This window comes from Pseudomonas sp. BN515 (assembly GCF_029873155.1).
GTDB lineage: Bacteria > Pseudomonadota > Gammaproteobacteria > Pseudomonadales > Pseudomonadaceae > Metapseudomonas.
The window spans coordinates 89,775-114,126 of sequence record NZ_SSOH01000072.1; the positions used below are offsets into that span (position 1 = coordinate 89,775).

At 61.0% G+C, this 24,352-nt stretch carries 19 protein-coding genes and 4 tRNA genes; 8 read left to right on the plus strand and 15 right to left on the minus strand.

Annotation, left to right across the window (positions count from 1 at the left end):
- Genes E8E91_RS18435 through fabI form a run of 3 tightly spaced genes read left to right on the plus strand, consistent with a single transcriptional unit; the run spans position 1 to position 3,444 of the window.
- Entirely contained in the window at positions 1-1,020 is a 1,020-nt protein-coding gene (locus E8E91_RS18435) for an ABC transporter permease (protein WP_280377623.1), read from the plus strand.
- Between the two features lies 1 nt (position 1,021).
- The gene (locus E8E91_RS18440) at positions 1,022-2,629 is read left to right on the plus strand and encodes an ABC transporter ATP-binding protein (protein WP_280377624.1); all 1,608 of its coding nucleotides are present in this window, start codon (positions 1,022-1,024) and stop codon (positions 2,627-2,629) included.
- A 20-nt stretch (positions 2,630-2,649) separates the two neighbouring features.
- Complete coding sequence (gene fabI, locus E8E91_RS18445) at positions 2,650-3,444, plus strand: enoyl-ACP reductase FabI (protein WP_280377626.1); 795 nt, start codon at positions 2,650-2,652, stop codon at positions 3,442-3,444.
- Positions 3,445-3,567: 123 nt separating this feature from the next.
- Here fabI and E8E91_RS18450 read toward each other — a convergent pair whose 3' ends face one another.
- From E8E91_RS18450 to E8E91_RS18500, 11 genes are all read right to left on the minus strand, one after another.
- Complete coding sequence (locus E8E91_RS18450; protein ID WP_280377629.1) at positions 3,568-4,083, minus strand: AAA family ATPase; 516 nt, start codon at positions 4,081-4,083, stop codon at positions 3,568-3,570.
- Positions 4,084-4,249: 166 nt separating this feature from the next.
- Complete coding sequence (locus tag E8E91_RS18455; protein WP_280377632.1) at positions 4,250-6,124, minus strand: SurA N-terminal domain-containing protein; 1,875 nt, start codon at positions 6,122-6,124, stop codon at positions 4,250-4,252.
- A gap of 212 nt (positions 6,125-6,336) precedes the next feature.
- Positions 6,337-6,609, minus strand: a complete 273-nt coding sequence (gene hupB, locus E8E91_RS18460) for a nucleoid-associated protein HU-beta (protein WP_003087931.1) — start codon at positions 6,607-6,609, stop codon at positions 6,337-6,339.
- 136 nt (positions 6,610-6,745) lie between these two features.
- Positions 6,746-9,142, minus strand: a complete 2,397-nt coding sequence (lon, locus tag E8E91_RS18465; RefSeq protein ID WP_226282259.1) for an endopeptidase La — start codon at positions 9,140-9,142, stop codon at positions 6,746-6,748.
- 133 nt (positions 9,143-9,275) lie between these two features.
- Complete coding sequence (gene clpX, locus E8E91_RS18470; RefSeq protein WP_280377634.1) at positions 9,276-10,556, minus strand: ATP-dependent Clp protease ATP-binding subunit ClpX; 1,281 nt, start codon at positions 10,554-10,556, stop codon at positions 9,276-9,278.
- A 109-nt stretch (positions 10,557-10,665) separates the two neighbouring features.
- Positions 10,666-11,307 carry an ATP-dependent Clp endopeptidase proteolytic subunit ClpP gene (gene clpP, locus E8E91_RS18475; RefSeq protein WP_151134940.1) on the minus strand — a complete coding sequence of 214 codons (642 nt, stop codon included), beginning with the start codon at positions 11,305-11,307 and terminating at the stop codon, positions 10,666-10,668.
- Positions 11,308-11,403: 96 nt separating this feature from the next.
- Complete coding sequence (tig, locus tag E8E91_RS18480) at positions 11,404-12,714, minus strand: trigger factor (protein ID WP_280377637.1); 1,311 nt, start codon at positions 12,712-12,714, stop codon at positions 11,404-11,406.
- 253 nt (positions 12,715-12,967) lie between these two features.
- Positions 12,968-13,043 (minus strand) — tRNA-His (locus tag E8E91_RS18485).
- 114 nt (positions 13,044-13,157) lie between these two features.
- A tRNA-Leu gene (locus E8E91_RS18490) sits at positions 13,158-13,242 on the minus strand.
- 57 nt (positions 13,243-13,299) lie between these two features.
- Positions 13,300-13,375 (minus strand) — tRNA-His (locus E8E91_RS18495).
- 34 nt (positions 13,376-13,409) lie between these two features.
- Positions 13,410-13,486: transfer RNA gene (locus tag E8E91_RS18500), tRNA-Arg, on the minus strand.
- A 263-nt stretch (positions 13,487-13,749) separates the two neighbouring features.
- Between E8E91_RS18500 and folD the strand changes: the two genes are divergently transcribed.
- Positions 13,750-14,604, plus strand: a complete 855-nt coding sequence (folD, locus tag E8E91_RS18505; RefSeq protein WP_280377639.1) for a bifunctional methylenetetrahydrofolate dehydrogenase/methenyltetrahydrofolate cyclohydrolase FolD — start codon at positions 13,750-13,752, stop codon at positions 14,602-14,604.
- Between the two features lie 68 nt (positions 14,605-14,672).
- Here folD and cysS read toward each other — a convergent pair whose 3' ends face one another.
- Positions 14,673-16,058 (minus strand): cysteine--tRNA ligase, encoded by a 1,386-nt coding sequence (gene cysS, locus E8E91_RS18510; protein WP_280377641.1) that lies wholly within the window; start codon positions 16,056-16,058, stop codon positions 14,673-14,675.
- Complete coding sequence (locus E8E91_RS18515) at positions 16,058-17,725, minus strand: glutamine--tRNA ligase/YqeY domain fusion protein (RefSeq protein WP_280377644.1); 1,668 nt, start codon at positions 17,723-17,725, stop codon at positions 16,058-16,060. The genes cysS and E8E91_RS18515 overlap by 1 nt, the downstream gene beginning before the upstream one ends.
- A 122-nt stretch (positions 17,726-17,847) precedes the next feature.
- Here E8E91_RS18515 and E8E91_RS18520 point away from each other — a divergent pair, with 122 nt between their 5' ends.
- Positions 17,848-18,342, plus strand: coding sequence for a peptidylprolyl isomerase (locus tag E8E91_RS18520; protein WP_120650278.1), 495 nt, complete (start codon positions 17,848-17,850; stop codon positions 18,340-18,342).
- A complete protein-coding gene (gene lpxH, locus E8E91_RS18525) occupies positions 18,339-19,061 on the plus strand; it encodes a UDP-2,3-diacylglucosamine diphosphatase (RefSeq protein ID WP_280377646.1) in 723 nt (240 codons plus the stop codon). The genes E8E91_RS18520 and lpxH overlap by 4 nt, the downstream gene beginning before the upstream one ends.
- Before the next feature lie 57 nt (positions 19,062-19,118).
- Here the strand turns inward: lpxH and miaE are convergent, their stop codons facing one another.
- Entirely contained in the window at positions 19,119-19,721 is a 603-nt protein-coding gene (gene miaE, locus E8E91_RS18530; protein WP_280377648.1) for a tRNA isopentenyl-2-thiomethyl-A-37 hydroxylase MiaE, read from the minus strand.
- Between the two features lie 174 nt (positions 19,722-19,895).
- Between miaE and E8E91_RS18535 the strand changes: the two genes are divergently transcribed.
- A complete protein-coding gene (locus E8E91_RS18535; RefSeq protein ID WP_280377651.1) occupies positions 19,896-20,759 on the plus strand; it encodes a universal stress protein in 864 nt (287 codons plus the stop codon).
- A 45-nt stretch (positions 20,760-20,804) separates the two neighbouring features.
- Here the strand turns inward: E8E91_RS18535 and E8E91_RS18540 are convergent, their stop codons facing one another.
- On the minus strand, positions 20,805-21,281 hold the full coding sequence (locus E8E91_RS18540) for a DUF1289 domain-containing protein (protein WP_151134960.1): 477 nt from the start codon (positions 21,279-21,281) through the stop codon (positions 20,805-20,807).
- 400 nt (positions 21,282-21,681) lie between these two features.
- Between E8E91_RS18540 and acnB the strand changes: the two genes are divergently transcribed.
- Complete coding sequence (gene acnB / locus E8E91_RS18545) at positions 21,682-24,291, plus strand: bifunctional aconitate hydratase 2/2-methylisocitrate dehydratase (RefSeq protein WP_280377813.1); 2,610 nt, start codon at positions 21,682-21,684, stop codon at positions 24,289-24,291.
- Positions 24,292-24,352: the final 61 nt, after the last annotated feature.

The window sequence follows — 24,352 nt, forward strand, 5'->3', positions numbered from 1 at the left end:
ATGGCACTCTCCCCCATCAACCAGCGGCGCTTCGAGCGCTTCAAGGCACACAAGCGCGGCTGGTGGTCGCTCTGGCTGTTCCTGGTGCTATTCATCTTCAGCTTGGGCGCCGAGCTGATTGCCAACGACAAGCCGCTGGCGGTGAACTACGACGGCCAGTGGTACTTCCCCATTCTCAAGCGCTACCCGGAAACTGCCTTCGGCGGCGAGTTCCCGCTGGAGGCCAATTACAAGACGCCCTACATCCGTGACCTGATCGAATCCAAGGGTGGCAGCATGATCTGGCCACCCATCCCCTTCAGCTACGACACCATCAACTACGAACTCAAGGTGCCTGCCCCCGCCCCACCTTCGACGGACAACTGGCTGGGCACCGACGACCAGGGCCGCGACGTACTGGCACGCGTCATCTACGGCTTCCGTATCTCGGTGCTGTTCGCCCTGACCCTGACCCTGCTGAGCTCCATCATCGGCGTGATCGCCGGCGCCCTGCAGGGCTTCTACGGCGGCTGGGTGGACCTGGCCGGGCAACGCTTCCTGGAAATCTGGTCCGGCCTACCGGTGCTCTACCTGCTGATCATCCTCGCCAGCTTCGTGCAACCGGACTTCTGGTGGCTGCTGGGCATCATGCTGCTGTTTTCCTGGATGAGCCTGGTGGACGTGGTGCGCGCCGAATTCCTTCGCGGCCGCAACCTGGAATACGTGCGCGCCGCCCGCGCGCTGGGCATGCAGAACATTGCCATCATGTTCCGCCACATCCTGCCTAACGCCATGGTGTCCACCATGACCTTCATGCCGTTCATCCTCACCGGCGCCATCGGCACCCTCACCGCGCTGGACTTCCTCGGCTTCGGCCTCCCGCCGGGGGCTCCGTCCCTCGGAGAGCTGGTGGCCCAGGGCAAGTCCAACCTGCAGGCACCCTGGCTGGGGATCTCCGCCTTCCTGGTGCTGGCGGCCATGTTGAGCCTGTTGGTGTTCATCGGCGAAGCCGCGCGCGATGCCTTCGACCCGAGGAAGTGAGATGAGCGAGAACCTGATTGAAATCCGCGACCTCGCCGTCGAGTTCGTCGCAGGCGGGAAGGTCCAGCGCGTGGTCGAAGGCGTCAGCTTCGACATCCGTAAAGGCGAAACCCTCGCTCTAGTGGGCGAAAGCGGCTCCGGCAAGTCGGTGACGGCGCACTCCATCCTGCGGCTACTGCCCTACCCGCTGGCCCGCCACCCGAGCGGCAGCATCAACTATTCAGGCAAGGACCTGCTGAAGCTGCCCGAAGCCAAGCTGCGCGGCATTCGTGGCAACCGCATCGCCATGGTCTTCCAGGAGCCCATGACCTCGCTGAACCCGCTGCACAGCATCGAAAAGCAGATCAATGAGGTGCTCGCCCTGCACAAGGGCCTGACCGGCAAGGCCGCCACCAAGCGCACCCTGGAGTTGCTGGAACTGGTCGGCATTCCTGAACCGCATAAGCGGCTGAAGGCCTTTCCCCACGAGCTTTCCGGCGGACAGCGGCAACGGGTGATGATCGCCATGGCGCTGGCCAACGAGCCGGAACTCCTGATCGCTGACGAACCCACCACGGCGCTGGACGTCACCGTGCAGTTGAAAATCCTCGAGCTGCTCAAGGAATTACAGGCCCGCCTGGGCATGGCGCTGCTGCTGATCAGCCACGACTTGAACCTGGTTCGGCGAATTGCGCATCGCGTATGTGTCATGCAGGGCGGTTGCATCGTCGAACAAGCGTCGTGTGATGAGCTGTTCCACGCACCGCAGCATCCCTACACCCGGGAACTGCTCGGCGCCGAGCCTTCGGGCCGGCCGGCGGAGAACCCCGAGGGGGCGCCACTGCTGGAGGTCGAAGACCTGCGCGTGTGGTTCCCGATCAAGAAGGGGCTGCTGCGGCGCACCGTGGATCACGTCAAGGCCGTGGACGGTGTCAATTTCAGCCTGCTGCAGGGTCAGACCCTGGGAATCGTGGGCGAAAGCGGCTCCGGAAAGTCCACACTGGGCCTGGCGATCCTTCGGCTGCTGGGCAGTCGTGGCGGTATCCGCTTCCAGGGTGAGTCCCTGGATGGACTGTCGCAGGGTGAAGTGCGGCCGTTCCGGCGGCAGATGCAGGTGGTCTTCCAGGACCCCTTCGGCAGTCTCAGCCCACGCATGTGCGTGGGCGACATTGTCGGCGAGGGCTTGCGGATCCACCGCATCGGCACCGAGGCGGAGCGGGAACAGGCCATTATCGACGCGCTCCTGGAGGTAGGACTGGACCCGGAAACCCGGAACCGCTACCCCCACGAGTTTTCCGGCGGGCAGCGGCAGCGGATTGCCATTGCCCGGGCATTGGTGCTGAAACCGGCACTGATCCTGCTGGACGAGCCCACCTCGGCGCTCGACCGGACGGTTCAGCGCCAGGTAGTGGAGTTATTGCGCAGGCTACAGACCAAGTACGACCTGACCTACCTGTTCATCAGCCATGATCTGGCGGTGGTCCGGGCACTGAGTCACCAGTTGATGGTGATCAAGCACGGACAGGTGGTCGAACAGGGTCCGGCCGATGCCATCTTCGCCGCCCCGCAGCACAGCTATACGAAGCAGTTGCTGGAAGCCGCATTCCTGGCTCCGGGAACTGCCCATTAACCAGAAGAGGATGAAAGCACATGGGTTTTCTCGCCGGTAAGCGCGTACTGATCGTTGGCGTAGCCAGCAAACTGTCCATCGCATCGGGCATCGCTGCAGCCATGCACCGCGAAGGCGCCGAGCTCGCCTTCACCTATCAGAACGAAAAACTGAAAGGCCGCGTGGAAGAGTTCGCCGAAGGCTGGGGTTCCAGCGCCGAACTCTGCTTCCCCTGTGACGTGGCCAAGGATGAAGAAATCGTCTCGGTCTTCGAAGCCCTGAGCAAGAAGTGGGATGGCCTGGACTGCATCGTGCACTCCGTTGGCTTCGCCCCGGGCGACCAGTTGGACGGCGACTTCACCGAAGTCACCACCCGTGAAGGTTTCCGCATCGCCCACGACATCAGCGCCTACAGCTTCGTGGCCCTGGCCAAAGCCGGCCGCGAAATGATGAAAGGCCGCAACGGCAGCCTGCTGACCCTGTCCTACCTGGGCGCCGAGCGCACCATGCCGAACTACAACGTCATGGGCATGGCCAAGGCCAGCCTGGAAGCCGGCGTCCGTTACCTGGCCGGCAGCCTCGGCCCGGAAGGCACCCGCGTCAACGCCATCTCCGCCGGTCCGATCCGCACCCTGGCCGCTTCCGGCATCAAGAGCTTCCGCAAGATGCTCGCCGCCAACGAGAAGCAGACCCCGCTGCGCCGCAACGTGACCATCGAAGAAGTCGGCAACGCCGGCGCCTTCCTCTGCTCCGACCTGGCCTCGGGCATCAGCGGCGAAATCATGTACGTCGACGGCGGCTTCAACACCACCGCCATGGGCAATATCGAAGACTGATAGTCGCCCTGACGAAAAAGCCCGCACTCGTGCGGGCTTTTTTGTGGCGGGACTCTGCAAGTTCTCACAGCTATCGGCTTCCCGGACTTGCACTCTCCCCTGCCTCGCCTGGTTTCCAGCGAGCTACCACTGAACCGTCTGGCGGAAGAGCTGCTCGGTGAGCATTGCCGCCGCCTCGTCAGCGGACACCCCTGCCGTATCTATGCGTATCGCGGGTCGATCCCACTCTTCGTAGTCGTGACTCAGCACAGATTGCCAAGTGGGCGGAATCAATCCGGGCACGTCGATGTTCCTGGTTTCGACCCGTCGTTGATGTTCGCGTTTATCCGAGCAAACAACCTCGACATTCACCAGCGAAACGCCTGCGCGTGCAGCGATTTCACTCCACGCGTTTCGACTTTCGGCCACGGGATTGACGCAGTCGACGATGACCGTGCTACCGAAACGAAGATTGCTCAGCGCAAGCTCATTGGCGATCACGTAACCACTCCGCCCGACGTCTTGTCCCAGCGCACTGGAGTTCCGGAGCGCTTGTTCGATCGTATCGATCCGCAGGTACAGGGCTCTCGTCTTGCTGACTAGAGCACTCGCAATAGTCGTTTTGCCCGCGCCGGGCAGACCACTGAAAACAATCAGCATTCCATGTCCCTCGCTCTGTTGGTTGACCTAATGTACGTAAGCACACGCAGAGGATCAGATGCCATATCGAGAGGGCTCGCTCCCGCGACTGAAAGCACCGCCCCCCATGTACGGGCAGGCCAAAAAGAAAAAGGCCGCATAAGCGGCCTTTTCTTCAGCGAGTCGATCAGAAGCGTTCGATCTTCGCCTTTTCTTCCAGCTGACGACGGAACGCAGCGAAGTCCTGCTGGCCACTGCGCGAGGCAAGGAAGCGGCTGTACATCGCCTTTTCCTGCTCGGAGAGCTTCTCTTCCGACTGGTTCACACCGTTCAGGCGGATCACCACGAAGTCGCCGTTGTTCAACTTCACGCCAGTGAACTCCGGCTTGTCGGCTGCGGCCGGCTTGGCCATGCGGAACAGCGCCTGCAGCAGCACCGGGTCAACACCTTCCTGGCTGCGAGTAGCGGCTTCCACCACCTGCCAGGACTGACCTTCCTGCGCCTGCTCGACCGGAGTCTTGCCTTCACGCAGGCTGGCGATCAGAGCGTCACCCTTGGTCTTGGCAGCTTCGCTGGCCTTCTGGCCCTGCAGATGCTGGCGAATGCTGTCGCTGACCTTGTCCAATGCCAGCTGCTCAGGCTTCTTGTGCTCTTTCGCGCGCAGGACAACGACGGTATCCGGGTCCAGTTCGATGGCCGAGCTGTTGGCGCCGTCTTCCAGCACTTCCGGACTGAAGGCAGCCTGGAGCACCTGACGATTGGCAGTCAGGCCCTCACCACCTTCACGACCGAAGGGTGCGCTGGTCTTCACTTCCAGGTTCAGCTCCTGGGCCGGCTGGGCAAGGTCGGACGCCTCGAATGCGGCATCTTCCAGCTCCTTGCTCACCTCGACGAAGCGCTGCTCGACCTGCTGGGCCTTGATGTCATGCTCAAGCTTCGGCTTCAGGCTCTCGAAGCTCGGCACGTCAGGTGCCTGCACGCCCAGCAGCTTGATCAGGTGCCAGCCGTACTGGGTGCGCACCGGGGCGGAAACTTCACCCTGCTTCAGCGCGTACAGCGACTCTTCGAACGCGGGCTCGTAGACGCCAGGACCGGCGAAGCCGAGATCACCGCCATTGGCAGCAGAACCCGAATCGTCGGAGAACTCCTTGGCCAGGGCAGCGAAGTCTTCGCCCTTGTCCAGGCGCTGCTTGACCTGCTCGATCTTGGCCTTGGCCTGCTCTTCATTCAGCTTGTCATTGACCTCCACCAGGATGTGGGCGGCCTGACGCTGCTCGGCGAGGTTGCTGATCTCTTTCTGGTACTGGGCCTTGAGGTCTTCCTCTTTGGCTTCGACCTGATCGAAGAATGCGGCCTTCTTCAGCTCGACGTACTCGATCACCACCTGCTCGGGGCTCATGAACTGATCGGCGTGACCGTCGTAGTACGCCTTGACCTCGTCATCGGAAACGCTGACCGCAGCCGGGTCGGCCTTCAGGGTCAGGGTCGCGAAATCGCGGGTTTGCTTTTCCAGGCGAGCGAAGGCATCAACCTCAGCATCAGTCACGAAACCGCTGCCAGCCAAACCGGCGCGCAGTTGGCCGATGAGCATTTCCTGCTCCAGCATCTGGCGGAATTGCAGGCGGTTGTAGTTCATCTGGCGAATGACCTGATCGAAGCGGTCGGCGTTGAACTTGCCGTCCACCTGGAATTCCGGCGTCTGCAGGATGAGCTGGTCAATGGAGCCCTGCGAGAAGGCGAAATCGGCATCCTTGGCGCCTTGCAGCAGGAGCTTGCGCTCGATCAGGCCTTTCAGGGCGGCCTCGCGCAGCAACTTCTCATCCAGCAGGGATGCATCGAAGTCCTTGCCCAGTTGCTGTTGCAGCTGTCGGCGCTGCATGTTCACAGCTTCGCTCAACTGGTCCAGGGTGATTTCGTCACCGTTGACCTCAGCCGCGTTCTGGCGATTGCTGGTGGCATTGAAGATGGCGTCGAAGCCGGTCAGCGCCAGCAGCGCGATGATGACGCCAATAATGGTTTTGGCAATCCACCCCTGTGAATTGTCCCGTATGTTCTGCAGCATGGGTCCCCCAGAAACGGTTGCATGGGATCGCAACCGAGTAACGCGGGTAGAGTATCCGAATATGAGAAAGGCGCATCCAAGGATGCGCCTTCTCGTAGCTTGCGGAGTCTGAAATTCGAACTCTCTGGTGGTAGGAAGTAACCCCTCGCATCCACCACTCCGCTATCGGGCCAGGCTGAACCCGGCCCGGTCGGGCAGAGCCCGAAAGACGCTTAGTTGACGGCGTCTTTCAGAGCTTTGCCGGCCTTGAAGCCAGGGATCTTGGCAGCAGCGATCTTGATCGGCTTGCCAGTCTGCGGATTGCGGCCAGTACGAGCAGCACGCTCTTTAACAGCAAAAGTACCGAAGCCAACCAGCACTACGGAGTCACCGGCCTTCAGAGCGCCAGTAACGGATTCGATAACTGCGTCCAGCGCGCGGCCAGCTACAGCTTTCGGGATGTCAGCAGATGCGGCGATAGCATCGATCAGTTCCGACTTGTTCACTCTTAAGTCCCCTTATTTCTGTTGAGTTGTTTCTTAGTTGTTTGGTGTAAGCAAAGCGGGTGCTGGATGGCCTGCTAACACATAAGAGCCGCTCTTATAACAAGGGCTCTAAAAATGTGTCAAGAAAGCCCCCCGGCTAATGCGTGCTGATTCGCTCCTTGGAATCAGTCTCGCGCTTGTCATCCTTTGCAACCATCTCCGGAGCCGCATCGGGCAAGGGCTCCGGGGCGTATTGCAGCGCAATTTGCAGGACCTCGTCAATCCATTTAACTGGTTTAATCGCCAAGTCTTGCTTGATATTTTCGGGAATTTCTTTCAAATCCCGCACATTCTCTTCGGGAATGATCACGGTCTTGATTCCACCACGATGTGCGGCCAGTAATTTCTCTTTCAAGCCACCAATCGCAAGCACCTGTCCGCGCAGAGTGATTTCCCCCGTCATGGCCACATCGGCACGAACCGGAATCTGCGTCATAGCCGAAACCAGGGCGGTGCACATGCCGATACCGGCACTCGGGCCATCCTTCGGAGTAGCGCCTTCCGGCATATGGATGTGAATGTCGCGCTTTTCGTGGAAATCAGCCGGAATACCCAGGCTTTTCGCGCGGCTACGCACCACGGTCAGAGCTGCAGTGATGGATTCGGCCATCACGTCACCCAGCGAACCGGTCTTGGTCAGTTGGCCCTTGCCGGGAACGACCGCCGCTTCGATAGTCAGCAGTTCGCCGCCAACCTGGGTCCAGGCGAGGCCAGTCACCTGACCGATCTGATCCTGCTGCTCGGCCAGTCCATAACGGTATTTGCGAACCCCCAGATAGTGCTCGAGCGATTCGGCAGTGACCTGAACCGCAAAGCGCTTCTCACGAGCGTGCTCCTTCACAGCCTTGCGGCAAACCTTGGCGAGCTGGCGCTCGAGGCTACGCACGCCGGCTTCGCGGGTGTAGTAACGAATGATGTCGCGAATGGCCGCTTCGTCGAATTCCAGCTCGCCCTTCTTCAGGCCGTTGGCCTTGGTCTGCTTGGGCGCGAGGTATTTCACCGCGATGTTGACCTTTTCGTCCTCGGTGTAACCCGGCAGCCGGATAACTTCCATACGGTCCAGCAACGGAGCCGGAATGTTCATGGAGTTGGCGGTGCACAGGAACATCACATCCGAGAGGTCGTAGTCGACTTCCAGGTAGTGGTCGTTGAAATTGTGGTTCTGCTCGGGGTCGAGAACTTCCAGCAGTGCAGATGCCGGATCACCGCGCATGTCACTGCCCATCTTGTCGATTTCATCAAGAAGGAACAGCGGGTTGCGCACGCCAACCTTGGTCATCTTCTGAATCAGACGACCCGGCATGGAGCCGATGTAGGTGCGGCGGTGACCACGGATCTCGGCCTCGTCACGCACGCCACCCAGGGCCATGCGCACGAACTTGCGGTTGGTGGCACGGGCGATGGACTCGGCCAGCGAGGTCTTGCCGACACCGGGCGGTCCTACCAGGCAGAGCACCGGGCCCTTGACCTTCTTCACGCGCTTCTGCACGGCGAGGTATTCGAGTATACGTTCCTTGACCTCTTCCAGGCCGTAATGGTCGGCGTCGAGGATATCCTCGGCCTTCGCCAGATCCAGGCGGACCTTGCTCTCGGCCTTCCACGGCACATTGACCAGCCAATCGATGTAGGAGCGCACCACGGTCGCTTCAGCGGACATCGGCGACATCTGCTTCAGCTTGTTCAGTTCCGCGTTGGCCTTGGCCAGCGCTTCCTTGGTCAGGCCAGCGTTATCGATACGCTTCTTCAGCTCTTCGACTTCGTTGTGACCTTCGTCGATATCGCCGAGCTCTTTCTGAATGGCCTTCATCTGCTCATTCAGGTAGTACTCGCGCTGGCTGCGCTCCATCTGCTTCTTGACGCGGCCACGGATGCGCTTCTCGACTTGCAGCAGATCAATCTCGGCATCCAGCAGCGCCAGGACGTGCTCGACGCGCTCGGACAGGTCGGTCAGCTCGAGGATTTCCTGCTTCTGCTCGATCTTCAGCGCCATGTGAGCAGCCATGGTATCTACCAGGCGGCCCGGCTCGTCGATGCTGTTCAGCGAAGAAAGAACTTCGGAGGGCACCTTCTTACCCAGCTGTACGTACTGTTCGAACTGGCTGAGCAGGCTACGGATGAATACTTCGGATTCGCGCTCACCCGCATCGACTTCGTCGACCAGGCTGACTTCAGCGCGGCAATGGCCGTCGACCTCGATGAATCGCTCGATGGAACCGCGCTGCTCGCCCTCGACCAGCACCTTCACGGTGCCGTCAGGCAGCTTGAGCAGTTGAAGTACGGTGGCGACGGTACCCATGCGATACAGAGCATCTTCGCCCGGATCGTCATCGGCGGGGTTCTTCTGGGCAACCAGGAGAATCTGCTTGTCCCCCGTCATTGCCGCTTCGAGCGCCTCGATGGATTTCTCGCGCCCTACGAACAGCGGGATGACCATGTGCGGATAAACCACGACATCGCGCAATGGCAGGAGAGGTAATTCGGCAGTCGTATTCATGGTATCAGCTCTACGGCGGCCCTCAGGCCGTAAACAGATGGGAAAACCCTTGGCCCTAAGATGGGGTTAGGTCAGGGAAAAAACAAGCTTTGAGGCAGGAAATACAAAGGGGCCCGTAGGCCCCTTTGTTTCATCAAGCGTCAGGCGCCGCCTTGGCAGGCTGCTCGTTGTTCTCGTAGATCAACAGAGGCTTGGACGATCCTTCGATGACACTTTCGTCGATGACTACCTTGCTTACATCTGTTTGAGAGGGAATCTCATACATGGTGTCGAGCAGGATACCTTCGAGAATGGAACGCAGGCCACGAGCACCGGTCTTGCGCTCCAGCGCCCGATGGGCGACGGCTTTCAGCGCATCCGGACGGAACTCGAGGTCAACGCCCTCCATTTCGAACAGTTTGGCGTACTGCTTGGTCAGCGCGTTCTTCGGCTCGGTGAGGATCTGCATCAGGGCAGCCTCGTCCAGCTCGTCGAGGGTGGCGATGACCGGCAGGCGGCCTACGAACTCCGGAATCAGGCCGAACTTCACCAGATCTTCCGGTTCCACTTCGCGGAGGGCTTCGCCCACCTTCTTGCCTAGGTCCTTGCTGCGAACTTCGGCGTTGAAGCCGATTCCGCCCCGGGTAGAGCGATTCTGAATCACCTTCTCCAGGCCGGCGAACGCACCACCGCAAATGAACAGGATGTTGCGGGTATCGACCTGCAGGAACTCCTGTTGCGGGTGCTTGCGCCCACCTTGCGGCGGTACCGAGGCAACAGTGCCTTCGATCAGCTTCAGCAAGGCCTGCTGCACGCCTTCACCCGATACGTCACGGGTAATGGACGGGTTATCGGACTTGCGGGAAATCTTGTCGATTTCGTCGATATAGACGATACCCATCTGGGCCTTTTCGACGTCGTAGTCGCACTTCTGCAGCAGCTTCTGGATGATGTTCTCGACGTCCTCACCCACATAACCAGCCTCGGTGAGGGTGGTGGCGTCGGCGATGGTGAAGGGAACATTCAGCAGACGAGCCAGAGTTTCAGCCAGCAGGGTCTTGCCCGAACCGGTAGGGCCGATCAGGAGGATGTTGCTCTTGCCCAGTTCAACATCATCTTTCTTGTCACGCTGGTTCAGGCGCTTGTAGTGGTTGTACACCGCTACCGCGAGCACTTTCTTCGCACGTTCCTGGCCAATTACGTACTGGTCGAGAATGTTGCGGATTTCCTTGGGCGCGGGCAGCTTGTGCGCACTGCTCTCGGCCTGGGCTTCCTGCACCTCCTCGCGGATGATGTCATTGCACAGGTCGACGCACTCGTCGCAGATAAATACGGAGGGACCGGCAATCAGTTTGCGTACTTCGTGCTGGCTTTTGCCGCAGAAGGAGCAATAAAGCAGTTTGCCGTTGTCCTCGCCGTTGCGGGTGTCAGTCATTCGATCGATCCAATCGGGTAGGCGTGAAACACAAGATGAAGGCAAATGCGGGCATTTTCAACCCCGCGAAACGGCCGGATATTCTCCGGCCGCGGTCCTGCGGATGGGCTTAGCCCGCGATCTGGCGCTTGTTGAGCACCTGGTCGATAAGGCCGTATTTGACCGCCTCGTCGCCACTCATGAAGTTGTCACGATCGGTGTCGCGGGCGATGACGTCGATCGGCTGGCCGCAGTGGTCAGCCAGGATCTTGTTCAGGCGCTCACGGATGGTGAGGATTTCACGGGCGTGAATCTCGATATCCGACGCTTGCCCCTGGAAGCCGCCCAACGGCTGGTGAATCATCATGCGCGAATGCGGCAGGCAGTAACGCTTGCCTGCAGCGCCGCCAGCCAGCAGCAGCGCGCCCATGCTGCATGCTTGACCGATGCAGAGGGTGGAAACGTCGGGCTTGATGAACTGCATGGTGTCGTAGATCGACATGCCAGCGGTTACCGAGCCGCCCGGGGAGTTGATGTAGAGCTGGATGTCCTTGTCGGGGTTCTCGGCCTCGAGGAACAGCAGCTGCGCCACTACCAGGTTGGCCATGTAGTCTTCGACCGGGCCTACCAGGAAGATCACGCGCTCCTTCAACAGGCGCGAATAGATGTCATAAGCACGCTCGCCACGGGCGGACTGCTCGATCACCATCGGCACCAGGCCACCGGCGGCTTGGATGTCAGGCATTTGCTGCACGAAAGAATTGCGGGACATGTCCTGCGATCACTCCCTAATTGGATAGTCATGTCTCAAAGACACATAAGCCAGCTCGGAGGCTGGCTTATGGTGTACTCGAAGGAGGCGGAACAATCAGTCGGCTTTCGGAGCTTCTGCCGGCTTGACTGCCTCTTCGTAGGAAACCGACTTGTCGGTTACGTTGGCCTTCTGCAGGACAGTATCTACAACTTGTTCTTCCAGCACAACAGAACGAACCTCGTTCAGTTGCTGGTCGTTCTTGTAGTACCAGGCCACTACCTGCTCCGGCTCCTGGTAAGCGGAAGCCATCTCTTCGATCAGCTCACGCACGCGGGCTTCGTCGGGCTTCAGCTCGAACTGCTTGACCACTTCAGCAACGATCAGACCCAGGACAACGCGACGCTTGGCCTGCTCTTCGAACAGCTCAGCCGGCAGCTGCTCCGGATTGATGTTGCCGCCGAACTGCTGAACAGCCTGGACGCGCAGACGGTTCACTTCGTTGGCGATCAGGGCCTTCGGCACTTCAACCGGGTTGGCAGCCAGCAGGCCGTCCATTACCTGGTTCTTCACCTTGGACTTGGTAGCCTGGCGCAGCTCGCGCTCCATGTTCTTGCGGACTTCGGCACGGAAGCCTTCCAGACCGCCTTCCTTGATACCGAACAGAGTGAAGAACTCGTCGTTCAGTTCCGGCAGTTGCGGAGCGGAAACGCCGTTCACGGTCACGGTGAACTCAGCGGTCTTACCGGCCAGGTCCAGGTTCTGGTAGTCAGTCGGGAAGGTCGGGTTGATGACGCGCTCTTCACCAGCCTTGACGCCAACCAGGGCCTCTTCGAAGCCCGGGATCATGCGGCCAGAGCCCAAGACCAGCAGGGTGCCCTTGGCGGAACCGCCGGCGAAGGCTTCGCCGTCGATCTTGCCGACGAAATCGATGTTCAGCTGGTCGCCATTCTCGGCGGCGCGCTCAACGACTTCGAAGCGGGTGTTCTGCTTGCGCAGGATGTCCAGCATGTTGTCGACGTCGGCGTCGCCAACTTCGGCTTGCAGGCGCTCGATGGCGATGCCGTCGAAACCGGCAACCTGGAACTCAGGGAATACTTCGAAGGTGGCGATGTATTCCAGGTCCTTGCCCTTCTCGAACACTTTCGGCTCAACGGCCGGGGCGCCAGCCGGGTTCAGCTTCTGCTCGACAACAGCTTCATAGAAGGAAGACTGGATCAGGTCGCCCAGGACTTCCTGACGAGCGGAGTCCTCGAAACGCTGACGGATAACGCTCATCGGCACCTTGCCCGGGCGGAAGCCGGCAACCTTGGCGCGGCGGGCAGTCTGCTGCAGGCGCTTGGTCACTTCGTTCTCGACGCGCTCGGCCGGCACGCCGATGGTCATGCGGCGCTCAAGAGCGGAGGTGCTTTCTACAGAAACTTGCATGGATAATCCTCGTTGCACAGACATAAGCCGGGCGTTCCGGCCCCAGAATCAAGGGCATGCATTCTAGTGGGTCGATTTACAGAAGTCACCCGCCAGAAACAGCCGGCAAATCGACGGAATAGAATAAAGAGAAATCAGGATGTTTCGGGGAGTAGACAACGACCCGAATCCCCACCGCGGCAGGACACCGCCACACCCGACAACAGGCCAGAAATGAAAACGCCAGGCTAAGAGCCTGGCGCTTTCATGAATATGGGGTGGACGATGGGAATCGAACCCACGACACCAGGAGCCACAATCCTGTGCTCTACCAACTGAGCTACGCCCACCATATTACGCATTCGCCGATTTTCATCGGCAGCGGAGGCACTGGAGCCACCGCCTACAACCAGAATCGCCAGAAACCCGCGGAACATCCACTATTCAGCACGACTCGAACTTCATGGTGCGGACGGAGAGACTCGAACTCTCACGCCTTGCGGCGCTGGAACCTAAATCCAGTGTGTCTACCAATTCCACCACGTCCGCGAGAGGCAACGCTTGAAACAAAATCGCCAGGCTCGTGGCCTGGCGACTTCTCGAATATGGGGTGGACGATGGGAATCGAACCCACGACACCAGGAGCCACAATCCTGTGCTCTACCAACTGAGCTACGCCCACCATATTACGCATTGCTTGTGCCAAATGTGCCTAGTGGCACGCCCGGCAGGACTCGAACCTGCGACCATCCGCTTAGAAGGCGGATGCTCTATCCAGCTGAGCTACGGGCGCTTATATCTGCGAGCAGACTATAAAGCTTTGGCCTGGACTGAATCACCTGGATCCACCCTTGCCATCTTACCCAGCGACAGGCCGTGCTCGACAAGCGGGGCGCATGTTATAGCCAGCCCCACCCCTCGTCAACAGGAAAATTGAAAAAAATCAGAAAGATAAAGGGCTTACGGGAAAATGCTGACCAGCCGCCTTTGCCCGCCCGCCCCTCCATGCGAGAATACGCGCCCTTTTTAGCCCTTCCCGATGGTTAATCTAGCGTCATGACCGCACAACTGATCGACGGCAAAACGATCGCCGCCCGCCTCCGCCAGCAGATAGCCCAACGTGTCGCCGAGCGTCGCCAGCAAGGACTTCGCGTTCCCGGCCTCGCCGTGATCCTGGTCGGCAGCGATCCCGCCTCCCAGGTCTATGTCGCCCACAAGCGCAAGGACTGCGAGGAAGTCGGCTTTCTTTCCCAGGCCCATGACCTGCCTGCCAGCACCAGCCAGGCCGAACTGCTGGCGCTGATCGATGGCCTCAATGAAGACCCTGCCATCGACGGCATCCTGGTCCAGCTGCCGCTGCCGGAGCACCTTGATGCGTCGCAACTACTGGAACGCATCCACCCCGACAAGGACGTGGATGGCTTCCACCCCTACAACGTCGGTCGCCTGGCCCAGCGCATCCCCTTGCTCCGCCCCTGCACTCCCAAGGGCATCATGACCCTGCTGGAAAGCACCGGCGCGGACCTCTACGGCATGAACGCCGTGGTAGTAGGCGCTTCCAATATCGTGGGCCGCCCCATGGCACTGGAACTGTTGCTGGCCGGCTGCACCGTGACCGTCACCCACCGCTTCACCAAAGATCTGGCTGGCCACGTTGCCAACGCCGACCTGGTTGTAGTGGCCGTCGGCAAGCCTGGCCTGGTCAAGGGGGAGTGGATCAAGCCCGGCGCCATCGTCATTGACGTCGGCATCAACCGCCAGGAAGACGGCAAGCTGGTGGGCGACGTGGAGTACGACGTCGCGGAGCAGCGCGCCAGCTGGATCACCCCGGTTCCGGGTGGCGTCGGCCCCATGACCCGCGCCTGCCTGCTGGAGAACACCCTCTACGCAGCCGAAACGCTCCACGCCTGAGGCGAAAGGAAATAAAGAAGGCCGCATTCAGCGGCCTTTTTTATGAGTGTGAATCCGACTGAGCAAACTCAGTCGGCAAGACGCCAGGTAGTGCCGCCCTTCCCGTCCTCCAGCACCACGCCCATTGCGGTGAGCTGATCACGGATACGGTCGGACTCTCCCCAGTTCTTCTCCGCACGCGCCTGCAGGCGCGCCTGGATCAGCGCCTCTACCTCAGCAGCGTCCACCTTGCCCTCGGCACCAGCACGCAGGAAGGCATCCGGCTCCAGTTGCAGCACGCCGAGCAGACCAGCCAGCACCTTGAGCTGCGCCGCCAGGGCAGCGGCAGCGGAAAGATCGCCGTCACGAAGGCGGTTCACTTCGCGCACCATTTCGAAAAGCACCGCGCAGGCTTCCGGACTGTTGAAGTCATCGTCCATTGCAGCCGCGAAGCGATCGACGAAGGCCTCACCACCAGCAGGAGCGGCATCAGGGAGTCCGCGCAGCGCGTGATAGAAGCGCTCCAAGGCGCCTTTGGCTTCCTTCAGGCTCTCTTCCGAGTAGTTGATCGGGCTGCGGTAGTGGCTGGACACCAGCAGGTAGCGCACCACTTCGGGGTGGTACTTCTCCAGCACTTCGCGAATGGTGAAGAAGTTGCCAAGGGACTTGGACATCTTCTCGCCATCCACACGCACAGCACCGGCGTGCATCCAGGACCTGGCGTAGAGCTTGCCGGTGGCCGCCTCGCTCTGGGCAATCTCGTTCTCGTGGTGGGGGAACACCAGGTCCGGACCACCGCCATGGATGTCGAAAGTCTCGCCCAGGCAGCAGGTGGACATCACCGAGCACTCGATATGCCAGCCCGGACGACCTGCCCCCCACGGCGACTCCCAGCTCGGCTCACCCGGCTTGGCGCCTTTCCAGAGCACGAAGTCCAGCGGGTCTTCCTTGATCTCGTCCACTTCGATGCGCGCACCGATCTTCAGCTCGTCGATCTTTCGGCGGGACAGCTTGCCGTAGCCTTGGAACTTGCCGACGCGGTAATACACGTCGCCATTCCCCGGCGCGTATGCGAACCCTTTGTCGATGAGGGTCTGGATCATCTGGTGCATACCGGCGATGTGGCCAGTGGCACGCGGCTCGATATCCGGACGCAGCACCGAGAGGCGCGCCTCATCCTCATGCATCGCCGCAATCATACGATCCACCAGCGCCTCGAACGGCTCGCCGTTCTCATTGGCGCGACGGATGATCTTGTCGTCGATGTCAGTGATATTACGCACGTAGGTGAGGTCGTAGCCGCGATGACGCAGCCAGCGCGCCACTACGTCGAAGGCCACCATCACGCGGGCATGGCCGATGTGGCAGAAGTCGTAGACCGTCATGCCGCAGACATACATGCGAACCTGGTTGCCGACCAGCGGCTGCAGCGGTTCCTTGGTCTTGCTGAGGGTGTTGTAGATCGACAGCGTCATCATTGGCCCCAGGAATCGCGCAGGGTCACGGTACGGTTGAACACCGGCTTACCGGGTTGGGTCTCTTTCAGGTCGGCAACGAAGTAGCCCTCGCGCTCGAACTGGAAGCGATCTTCCGGCTGGGCGTGGGCCAGCGACGGCTCGGCGCGGCAACCGGTCAGTACCTGCAGGGAGTCCGGGTTGATGTTGTCGAGGAAACTGCCGCCCTCTTCCGATTTCTCCGGGTTCGCCGAACGGAACAGGCGATCGTACAGGCGAACTTCGCACTCCACGCTGCCTTCGGCCGGCACCCAGTGAATCACGCCCTTGACCTTGCGGCCTTCGGGGTTCTTGCCCAGGGTGTCCGGGTCGTAGCTGCAGCGCAATTCGACAACTTTGCCGTCAGCGTCCTTGATGGCCTCGTCGGCACGGATCACGTAGCTGCCGCGCAGACGCACTTCCCCACCAGGGATCAAGCGCTTGAATCCGGCCGGCGGGACTTCTTCGAAGTCGGCGGCATCGATGTACAGCTCGCGGGAGAACGGCAGCACACGAACACCCATGTCTTCTTTCGGGTGACGCGGCAGCTCCAGGTTTTCCACCTGACCTTCCGGATAGTTGGTGATCACCACCTTGATCGGATGCAGCACGCACATGGCGCGGGGCGCGGTAGCGTCAAGGTGGTCACGAATGCTGAACTCCAGCATGCCGATATCCACCACGCCACTGGCACGGTTCACGCCGATCATTTCGCAGAAATTGCGAATCGACTCGGGGGTGTAGCCACGGCGGCGATAACCCGACAGGGTCGACATGCGCGGATCGTCCCAACCGTGAACATGGCCTTCATCCACCAACTGCTTCAGCTTGCGCTTGCTGGTGATGGTGTAGTTCAGGTTCAGGCGCGAGAACTCGTACTGGCGCGGCTGGGCCGGAACCGAGAGGTTTTCCAGGAACCATTCGTAGAGGGGGCGGTGATCCTCGAACTCCAGGGTGCAAATGGAGTGAGTGATGCCCTCAATGGCGTCCGACTGACCATGGGTGAAATCATAGCTCGGGTAGATGCACCACTTGTCACCGGTCTGGTGGTGATGGGCATGGCGGATGCGATAGAGGATCGGATCGCGCAGGTTCATGTTCGGCGAAGTCATGTCGATCTTCGCGCGCAGGGAACGGGCGCCGTCCGGGAACTCACCGGCCTTCATGCGAGCGAAGAGGTCCAGGTTTTCGTCCACGGAGCGGTCGCGGAACGGACTGTTCTTGCCCGGTTCGGTCAGGCTGCCGCGGTACTCACGCGCCTCTTCCGGAGACAGGTCGCAGACGAAGGCCTTGCCGGCCTTGATCAACTCGATCGCCCAGTCATGCAGCTGGTCGAAATAGTTCGACGCGTAGCGCTCCTCACCGGCCCACTGGAAGCCCAGCCACTTCACGTCGCTCTCGATGGCGTCGATGTATTCCTGGTCTTCCTTCGCCGGGTTGGTGTCGTCGAAGCGCAGATGGCAATCACCGCCGAATTCCTTGGCCAAGCCGAAGTTCAGGCAGATCGACTTGGCATGACCAATGTGCAGGTAGCCATTGGGCTCCGGCGGGAAGCGGGTGACGATCTTGGTGTGCTTGCCGGCGTCCAGATCCGCCTGAACGATCTGGCGCAGGAAGTTGGAAGCGGCGGGAGTCTCTGGCTTGCTCATGGGGTCCTTACATCTAGCTGGTGCGCGGCTCAGGGTAGGCCGGCCAAATCAAAGCGCTTATCATAGCCGAAGCTGTCAATCCCCTGACAGGCCTTGGATTTCTCGATAGAGCGAATAGCCCAATGATCAAGCTGCACACCAACCACGGCGTCATCACCCTGCAACTCTTCGAAGACAAAGCCCCGGAAACCGTGGCCAACTTCAAGGAGTACGTGAAGTCCGGCCATTACGACGGCACCGTCTTCCACCGCGTGATCGGCAACTTCATGATCCAGGGCGGCGGTTTCGAGCCGGGCATGAAGCAGAAGTCCACCCGCGCCCCGATCAAGAACGAGGCCAACAATGGTCTGTCCAACAAGGTCGGCACCATCGCCATGGCTCGCACCATGGAGCCGCACTCGGCCTCCGCACAGTTCTTCATCAACGTGGCCGACAACACCTTCCTCAACCACAGCGCGCCGACCGTACAGGGCTGGGGCTACGCCGTATTCGGTGAAGTGGTAGAAGGCATGGACGTTGTGAACAAGATCAAAGGCGTGGCCACCACCATGAAGGCCGGCCACCAGGACGTACCGGTCGATGACGTGATCATCGAGAAGGCCGAGATCGCCGAGTGATACTGCTGATCTCTGATCTGCATCTTGAAGAGGAACGCCCGGACATTACCCGGGCGTTTCTTCATTTCCTGCAGACCCGCGCACCACAAGCCGAAGCCCTCTACATCCTCGGCGACTTCTTCGAAGCCTGGATCGGCGATGACGCCATGACGCCCTACCAGCACTCCATCGCCCAGGCCCTGCGCAAGCTGGCCGATGGCGGTACGCGCATTTTCCTCATGCACGGCAACCGTGACTTCATGATCGGCAGCGCCTTCTGCCGCGAAGCCGGCTGTACCCTGCTGAAAGACCCAAGTCTTGTCCAGATGAACGGCGAACCCGTACTGCTGATGCACGGCGACAGTCTGTGCACCCAGGACGAGGCCTACATGCGCCTGCGCAAGTGGCTGCGCAACCCGGCGAGCCTCTTCATCCTGCGCAACCTGCCACTGACCACCCGGCACAAACTGGCACGCAAGCTACGCAAGGAAAGCCGGATGCAAACCCCGCGGAAGGCGGCGGAAATTACTGACGTCACCCCGGAAGAGATCCCGCGCATCCTTCGCCAGCATGGTGTCCGGACGCTAATCCACGGCCACACCCACCGCCCCGCGACGCACGAACTGGACCTGGACGGCCAGCCCGCCCGGCGCATCGTCCTTGGCGACTGGGACAGCCAGGGATGGGCACTGCAGGTGGACGAACTGGGTTTCCGCCAAGCGCCCTTCGCCCTCGCCTAGGCCGTCGCACACAAAGAAAAAGCGCCCATCAGGGCGCTTCCTTCATCTTAGGGACGCTCAGGCCGGCACGCCGCTGTGGAAGCGGAATTCCTCGTCCGGAGACTCGATCAGCTCCCGCTCGGCCGCCCTCACCTTCTCGACGGTGTGATCCACGTCCCGCGCATCTCCGAACTGATACGCGAGCTTCAGGTAGCCCTGGTAATGGCGCGATTCGCTCTTCAGCAGGCCGCCATAGAACTTGCCCAGTTCCTCGTCCAGATGCGGCACCAGGGCCTCGAAACGCTCGCAGGAGCGCGCTTCGATGAAGGCCCCCACCACCAGCGTGTCCACGAGCTTCTGCGGCTCGTGGTTGCGCACCAGCTTGCGCAGGCCGGACGCGTACCGGGAGGCCGAGACGGGCTTCAGGTCGATCTTGCGACGTTTCATGATGCGCAGCACCTGCTCGTGGTGCACGAGCTCCTCGCGAGCCAGGCGCGACATGAAGTTGATCAGGTCCAGATGGGTGGCGTACTTGGCCATCAGAGCCATTGCCGTGGACGCCGCCTTGTATTCGTTGTTCTTGTGGTCGATCAGCAGGGTTTCCTGATCGGCCAGCGCGGCCGTCACCCAGGCATCGGGGGTACGGCAACCAAGAAAGTCATGGATTTCAGGCAGGGTCACAAGCGGCTCTCGTCATGCTGGGCGCCACGCTGGCCGGGCTCCCGAAGGCGGAGCATTATACGAATGCAGGACGCGACGACCAGCCCGAGCCACTTGATATATGTCAAGAACACTAAAGCTGAATCGGGACTACATTTGTTTTGGCTATATGCCATCGACAGGGAGACGAGGACCATGCAAGCCATTCGCAGCATTCTGGTGGTATTGGAGCCGGACCGGCCGGAAGGCCTTGCCCTGAAAAGGGCAAAACTGATTGCCGGGGTGACCCAGTCGCATCTGCACCTCCTGATCTGCGACCGCAAGGGCAACCATGCCGACTACCTCAGCGATCTGGCCGATACGCTCAAGGCCGAAGGCTACAGCGTCACTACGCAGCAGGGCTGGCTGGAAAATCCGCACCAGACCATCATCGCCGCCCAACAAGCCGAGGGATGTGGCCTGGTGATCAAGCAGCACGTGCCGGACAACCCACTCAAAAAGGCCATCCTCACCCCCGATGACTGGAAGCTCCTGCGTTACTGCCCGGGCCCGGTACTGATGGTCAAGACCGACAAACCCTGGAGTGGCGGCAACATCCTGGCCGCAGTGGACGTGGGCAACAGCGACGGCGAGCACCGCACCCTGCACGCCACCATCGTCAGCCATGGCTACGACATCGCCAGCCTCGCCCACGGCACCCTGCACGTGATCAGCGCCCACCCGTCTCCCATGCTTTCGGCGGCGGACCCGACCTTCCAGCTCAAGGAAACCATCGAGGCCCGTTATCGCGATGAATGCCGCGCCTTCCAGGCCGAGTACGACGTAAGCGACGAACGGCTGCATATCGAAGAAGGTCCGGCCGACGTGCTGATCCCCTTTGTCGCTCACAAACTGGAGGCAGCTGTCACAGTGATCGGCACCGTTGCGCGGTCCGGCCTGTCCGGCGCGCTGATTGGCAATACCGCTGAAGTGGTGCTGGACACCCTGGAAAGCGATGTACTGGTGCTCAAGCCCGAGGCGATCATTGCCCACCTCGAGGAACTGGTCGCCCAGCGCTGATCGCACCGCAATGAAAAAAGCCGCCTGATGGCGGCTTTTTTGCGATCAAACCCGACTCTCGACGCCCTCGCGGAGGAAGCGCGGCGCGATGTAGCGCTCGTAGTGGGCTTCGGATAACAGGAAGAATTCCCGATCAATGGCTTCCCGCAGATCCGGCAGCGCCCAGCCACGGAACTCGGGAAGCAGCGCAATACCGTAGGCATCCAGGCGATGGATCATGCGCGAGCCCCGCGCGATCAGTTGGTAAGCCCAGCAGTAGTGGGATTGTTCGGGCACGAAACGCACCTGCCGCTGTTCGAGTTGCTGGCGCAGGCGCTGCGGGTCGAACACTTCCAGCTTGGCCGCCATCACCTGCACCAGCAGGATTTCCAGGCGCCGCCACACCGCACGCTTCTCCTCCTCGTTGTAGAGGTTCCAGTTCACCACTTCATGGTGAAAGCGCTTGCAGCCGCGGCACACGTGATCGCCATAGACGGTTGAGCAGAGGCCGACGCAAGGCGTCTTGATGCGCTGGTTGGACATGAGGAGGCGAATTCGGCAGGTAAAACAGGCCGGCCATCTTAGCCCTTTGTCTAATCAGGGTCACGCTCAGGGAAATAGGGATTCCGTCTTAACTTTGTCGAGCCTTTCCTTTAGAATCGGCCCGCCATTTTAGGCGCCGATATCCGTTGGAAGCTGTTTTCAAAGCGTCACGAGCACAGTCGATCCGGCAGGAAATAATGGCGCTGGGCATCCCGCCCGGGATGTCCGCCGCCAGCCCTCATCAGGCCTTCCTTCCGGCGTAAAACTTTGAAAACAGCTTCTCGATGGAGGCCGCCGAAACCATGGCCAGACAGCCCAAAAAGCTGTGCGGCGCATGCGTTCGGCGGATTCCTGGATGAGCGCCCTGGACGATTCCAGGGCCACTGATGAGGGTAAAACTGTGCTTGAAGCCTATCGCAAACACGTAGAAGAGCGTGCCGCCCAAGGGGTCGTACCCCAGCCGCTGAACGCCGAACAAACTGCAGGCCTGGTCGAGCTGCTGAAAAATCCCCCGGCCGGCGAAGAGGCTTTCCTCCTCGACCTGATCACCAATCGTGTTCCGCCGGGTGTGGATGAAGCTGCCTACGTCAAAGCAGGTTTCCTCTCCGCTGTCGCCAAGGGCGAAGCCACTTCCCCGCTGATCGACAAGGCTCGCGCCACCGAACTGCTGGGCACCATGCAGGGCGGCTACAACATCGCCACCCTGGTCGAGCTGCTGGACGATGCCGAACTGGCCACCGTCGCCGCCGAACAACTGAAGCACACCCTGCTGATGTTCGACGCCTTCCACGACGTCGCCGAGCGCGCCAAGAAGGGCAACGCTTCCGCCAAGGCTGTACTGCAGTCCTGGGCCGAAGGCGAGTGGTTCACCGCCCGTCCGGCCATCGCCGACAAGTACACCCTGACCGTGTTCAAGGTGCCCGGTGAAACCAACACCGACGACCTGTCCCCGGCTCCTGACGCCTGGTCGCGCCCTGACATCCCGCTGCACGCCCTGGCCATGCTGAAGATGGCTCGCGACGGTATCGAACCCGAGCAGCCTGGCTCGATCGGCCCGCTCAAGCAGATCGAAGCTGTGAAGGCCAAAGGCTTCCCGGTTGCCTACGTAGGTGACGTGGTGGGTACCGGTTCCTCCCGCAAGTCCGCCACCAACTCGGTGCTGTGGTTCTTCGGCGACGACATCCCGTTTGTTCCGAACAAGCGCGCTGGCGGCTTCTGCTTCGGCACCAAGATCGCCCCGATCTTCTACAACACCATGGAAGACGCCGGCGCCCTGCCGATCGAATTCGACTGCACCAACCTGGCCATGGGCGACGTCATCGACGTATACCCCTATGAAGGCAAGGTCGTTCGCCACGACAGCGGCGAAGTCGTCACCACCTTCGAACTGAAGACCCCGGTCCTGCTGGACGAAGTCCGCGCCGGCGGCCGTATCCCGCTGATCATCGGCCGCGGTCTGACCGAGAAGGCCCGTGCCGAGCTGGGTCTGGGTGCTTCCGACCTGTTCAAGAAGCCGGAATCGCCGGCCGACAGCGGCAAGGGCTTCACCCTGGCCCAGAAGATGGTTGGCCGCGCCTGCGGTCTGGCCGAAGGCCAAGGCGTCCGTCCGGGCACCTACTGCGAGCCGAAGATGACCACCGTCGGTTCCCAGGACACCACTGGCCCGATGACCCGCGATGAGCTGAAAGACCTCGCCTGCCTCGGCTTCTCCGCCGACCTGGTGATGCAGTCCTTCTGCCACACCGCTGCCTATCCGAAGCCCATCGACGTCAACACCCACCACACCCTGCCGGACTTCATCAAGACCCGCGGCGGCGTGTCCCTGCGTCCGGGCGACGGCATCATCCACAGCTGGCTGAACCGCATGCTGCTGCCTGACACCGTCGGCACCGGTGGCGACTCCCACACCCGCTTCCCGATCGGCATCTCCTTCCCGGCCGGTTCCGGCCTGGTAGCCTTCGCCGCCGCCACTGGCGTCATGCCGCTGGACATGCCGGAATCCGTTCTGGTGCGCTTCAAGGGCAAGATGCAGCCCGGTATCACCCTGCGTGACCTGGTGCATGCCATCCCCTACTACGCCATCCAGGCTGGCCTGCTGACCGTCGAGAAGAAGGGCAAGAAGAACATCTTCTCCGGCCGCATCCTCGAGATCGAAGGTCTGAACGACCTGACCGTCGAGCAAGCCTTCGAGCTGTCCGACGCCTCGGCCGAGCGTTCCGCTGCTGGTTGCACCATCAAGCTGCCGGAAAACGCCATCGCCGAATACCTGAAGTCCAACATCACCCTGCTGCGCTGGATGATCGGTGAAGGCTACGGCGACGCCCGTACCCTGGAGCGTCGCGCCCAGGCGATGGAAGCCTGGCTGGCCAAGCCGCAACTGCTGGAAGCCGACAAGGACGCCGAATACGCCGCCGTCATCGAAATCGACCTGGCCGACGTGAAAGAGCCTGTGCTCTGCGCGCCGAACGACCCGGACGATGCCCGCCTGCTGTCCACCGTGGCCGGCGACAAGATCGACGAAGTGTTCATCGGCTCCTGCATGACCAACATTGGTCACTTCCGCGCTGCCGGTAAGCTGCTCGACAAGGTCAAGGGTGGTATCCCGACCCGTCTGTGGCTGGCCCCGCCGACCAAGATGGACCAGCACCAGCTGACGGAAGAAGGCTACTACGGCATCTACGGCAAGGCCGGCGCGCGCATGGAAATGCCGGGCTGCTCCCTGTGCATGGGCAACCAGGCCCGCGTACAGACCGGTGCCACCGTGGTCTCCACCTCCACCCGTAACTTCCCGAACCGCCTGGGCGACGCCACCAACGTCTACCTGGCCTCCGCCGAACTGGCGGCCGTTGCCTCCATCCTGGGCAAACTGCCGACCGTCGAGGAGTACATGGAATACGCGAAGAACATCGACAGCATGGCTGCCGATATCTACCGCTACCTGTCCTTCGACCAGATCGCCGAGTACAAGGAAGCCGCTGCAAACGCCAAGATCCCGGTGGTCCAGGCCTAAGGCCCCATCGGTAGCTCGGTAATGAGAAAGCCCCGCCTCGTGCGGGGCTTTTTCTTTTCTG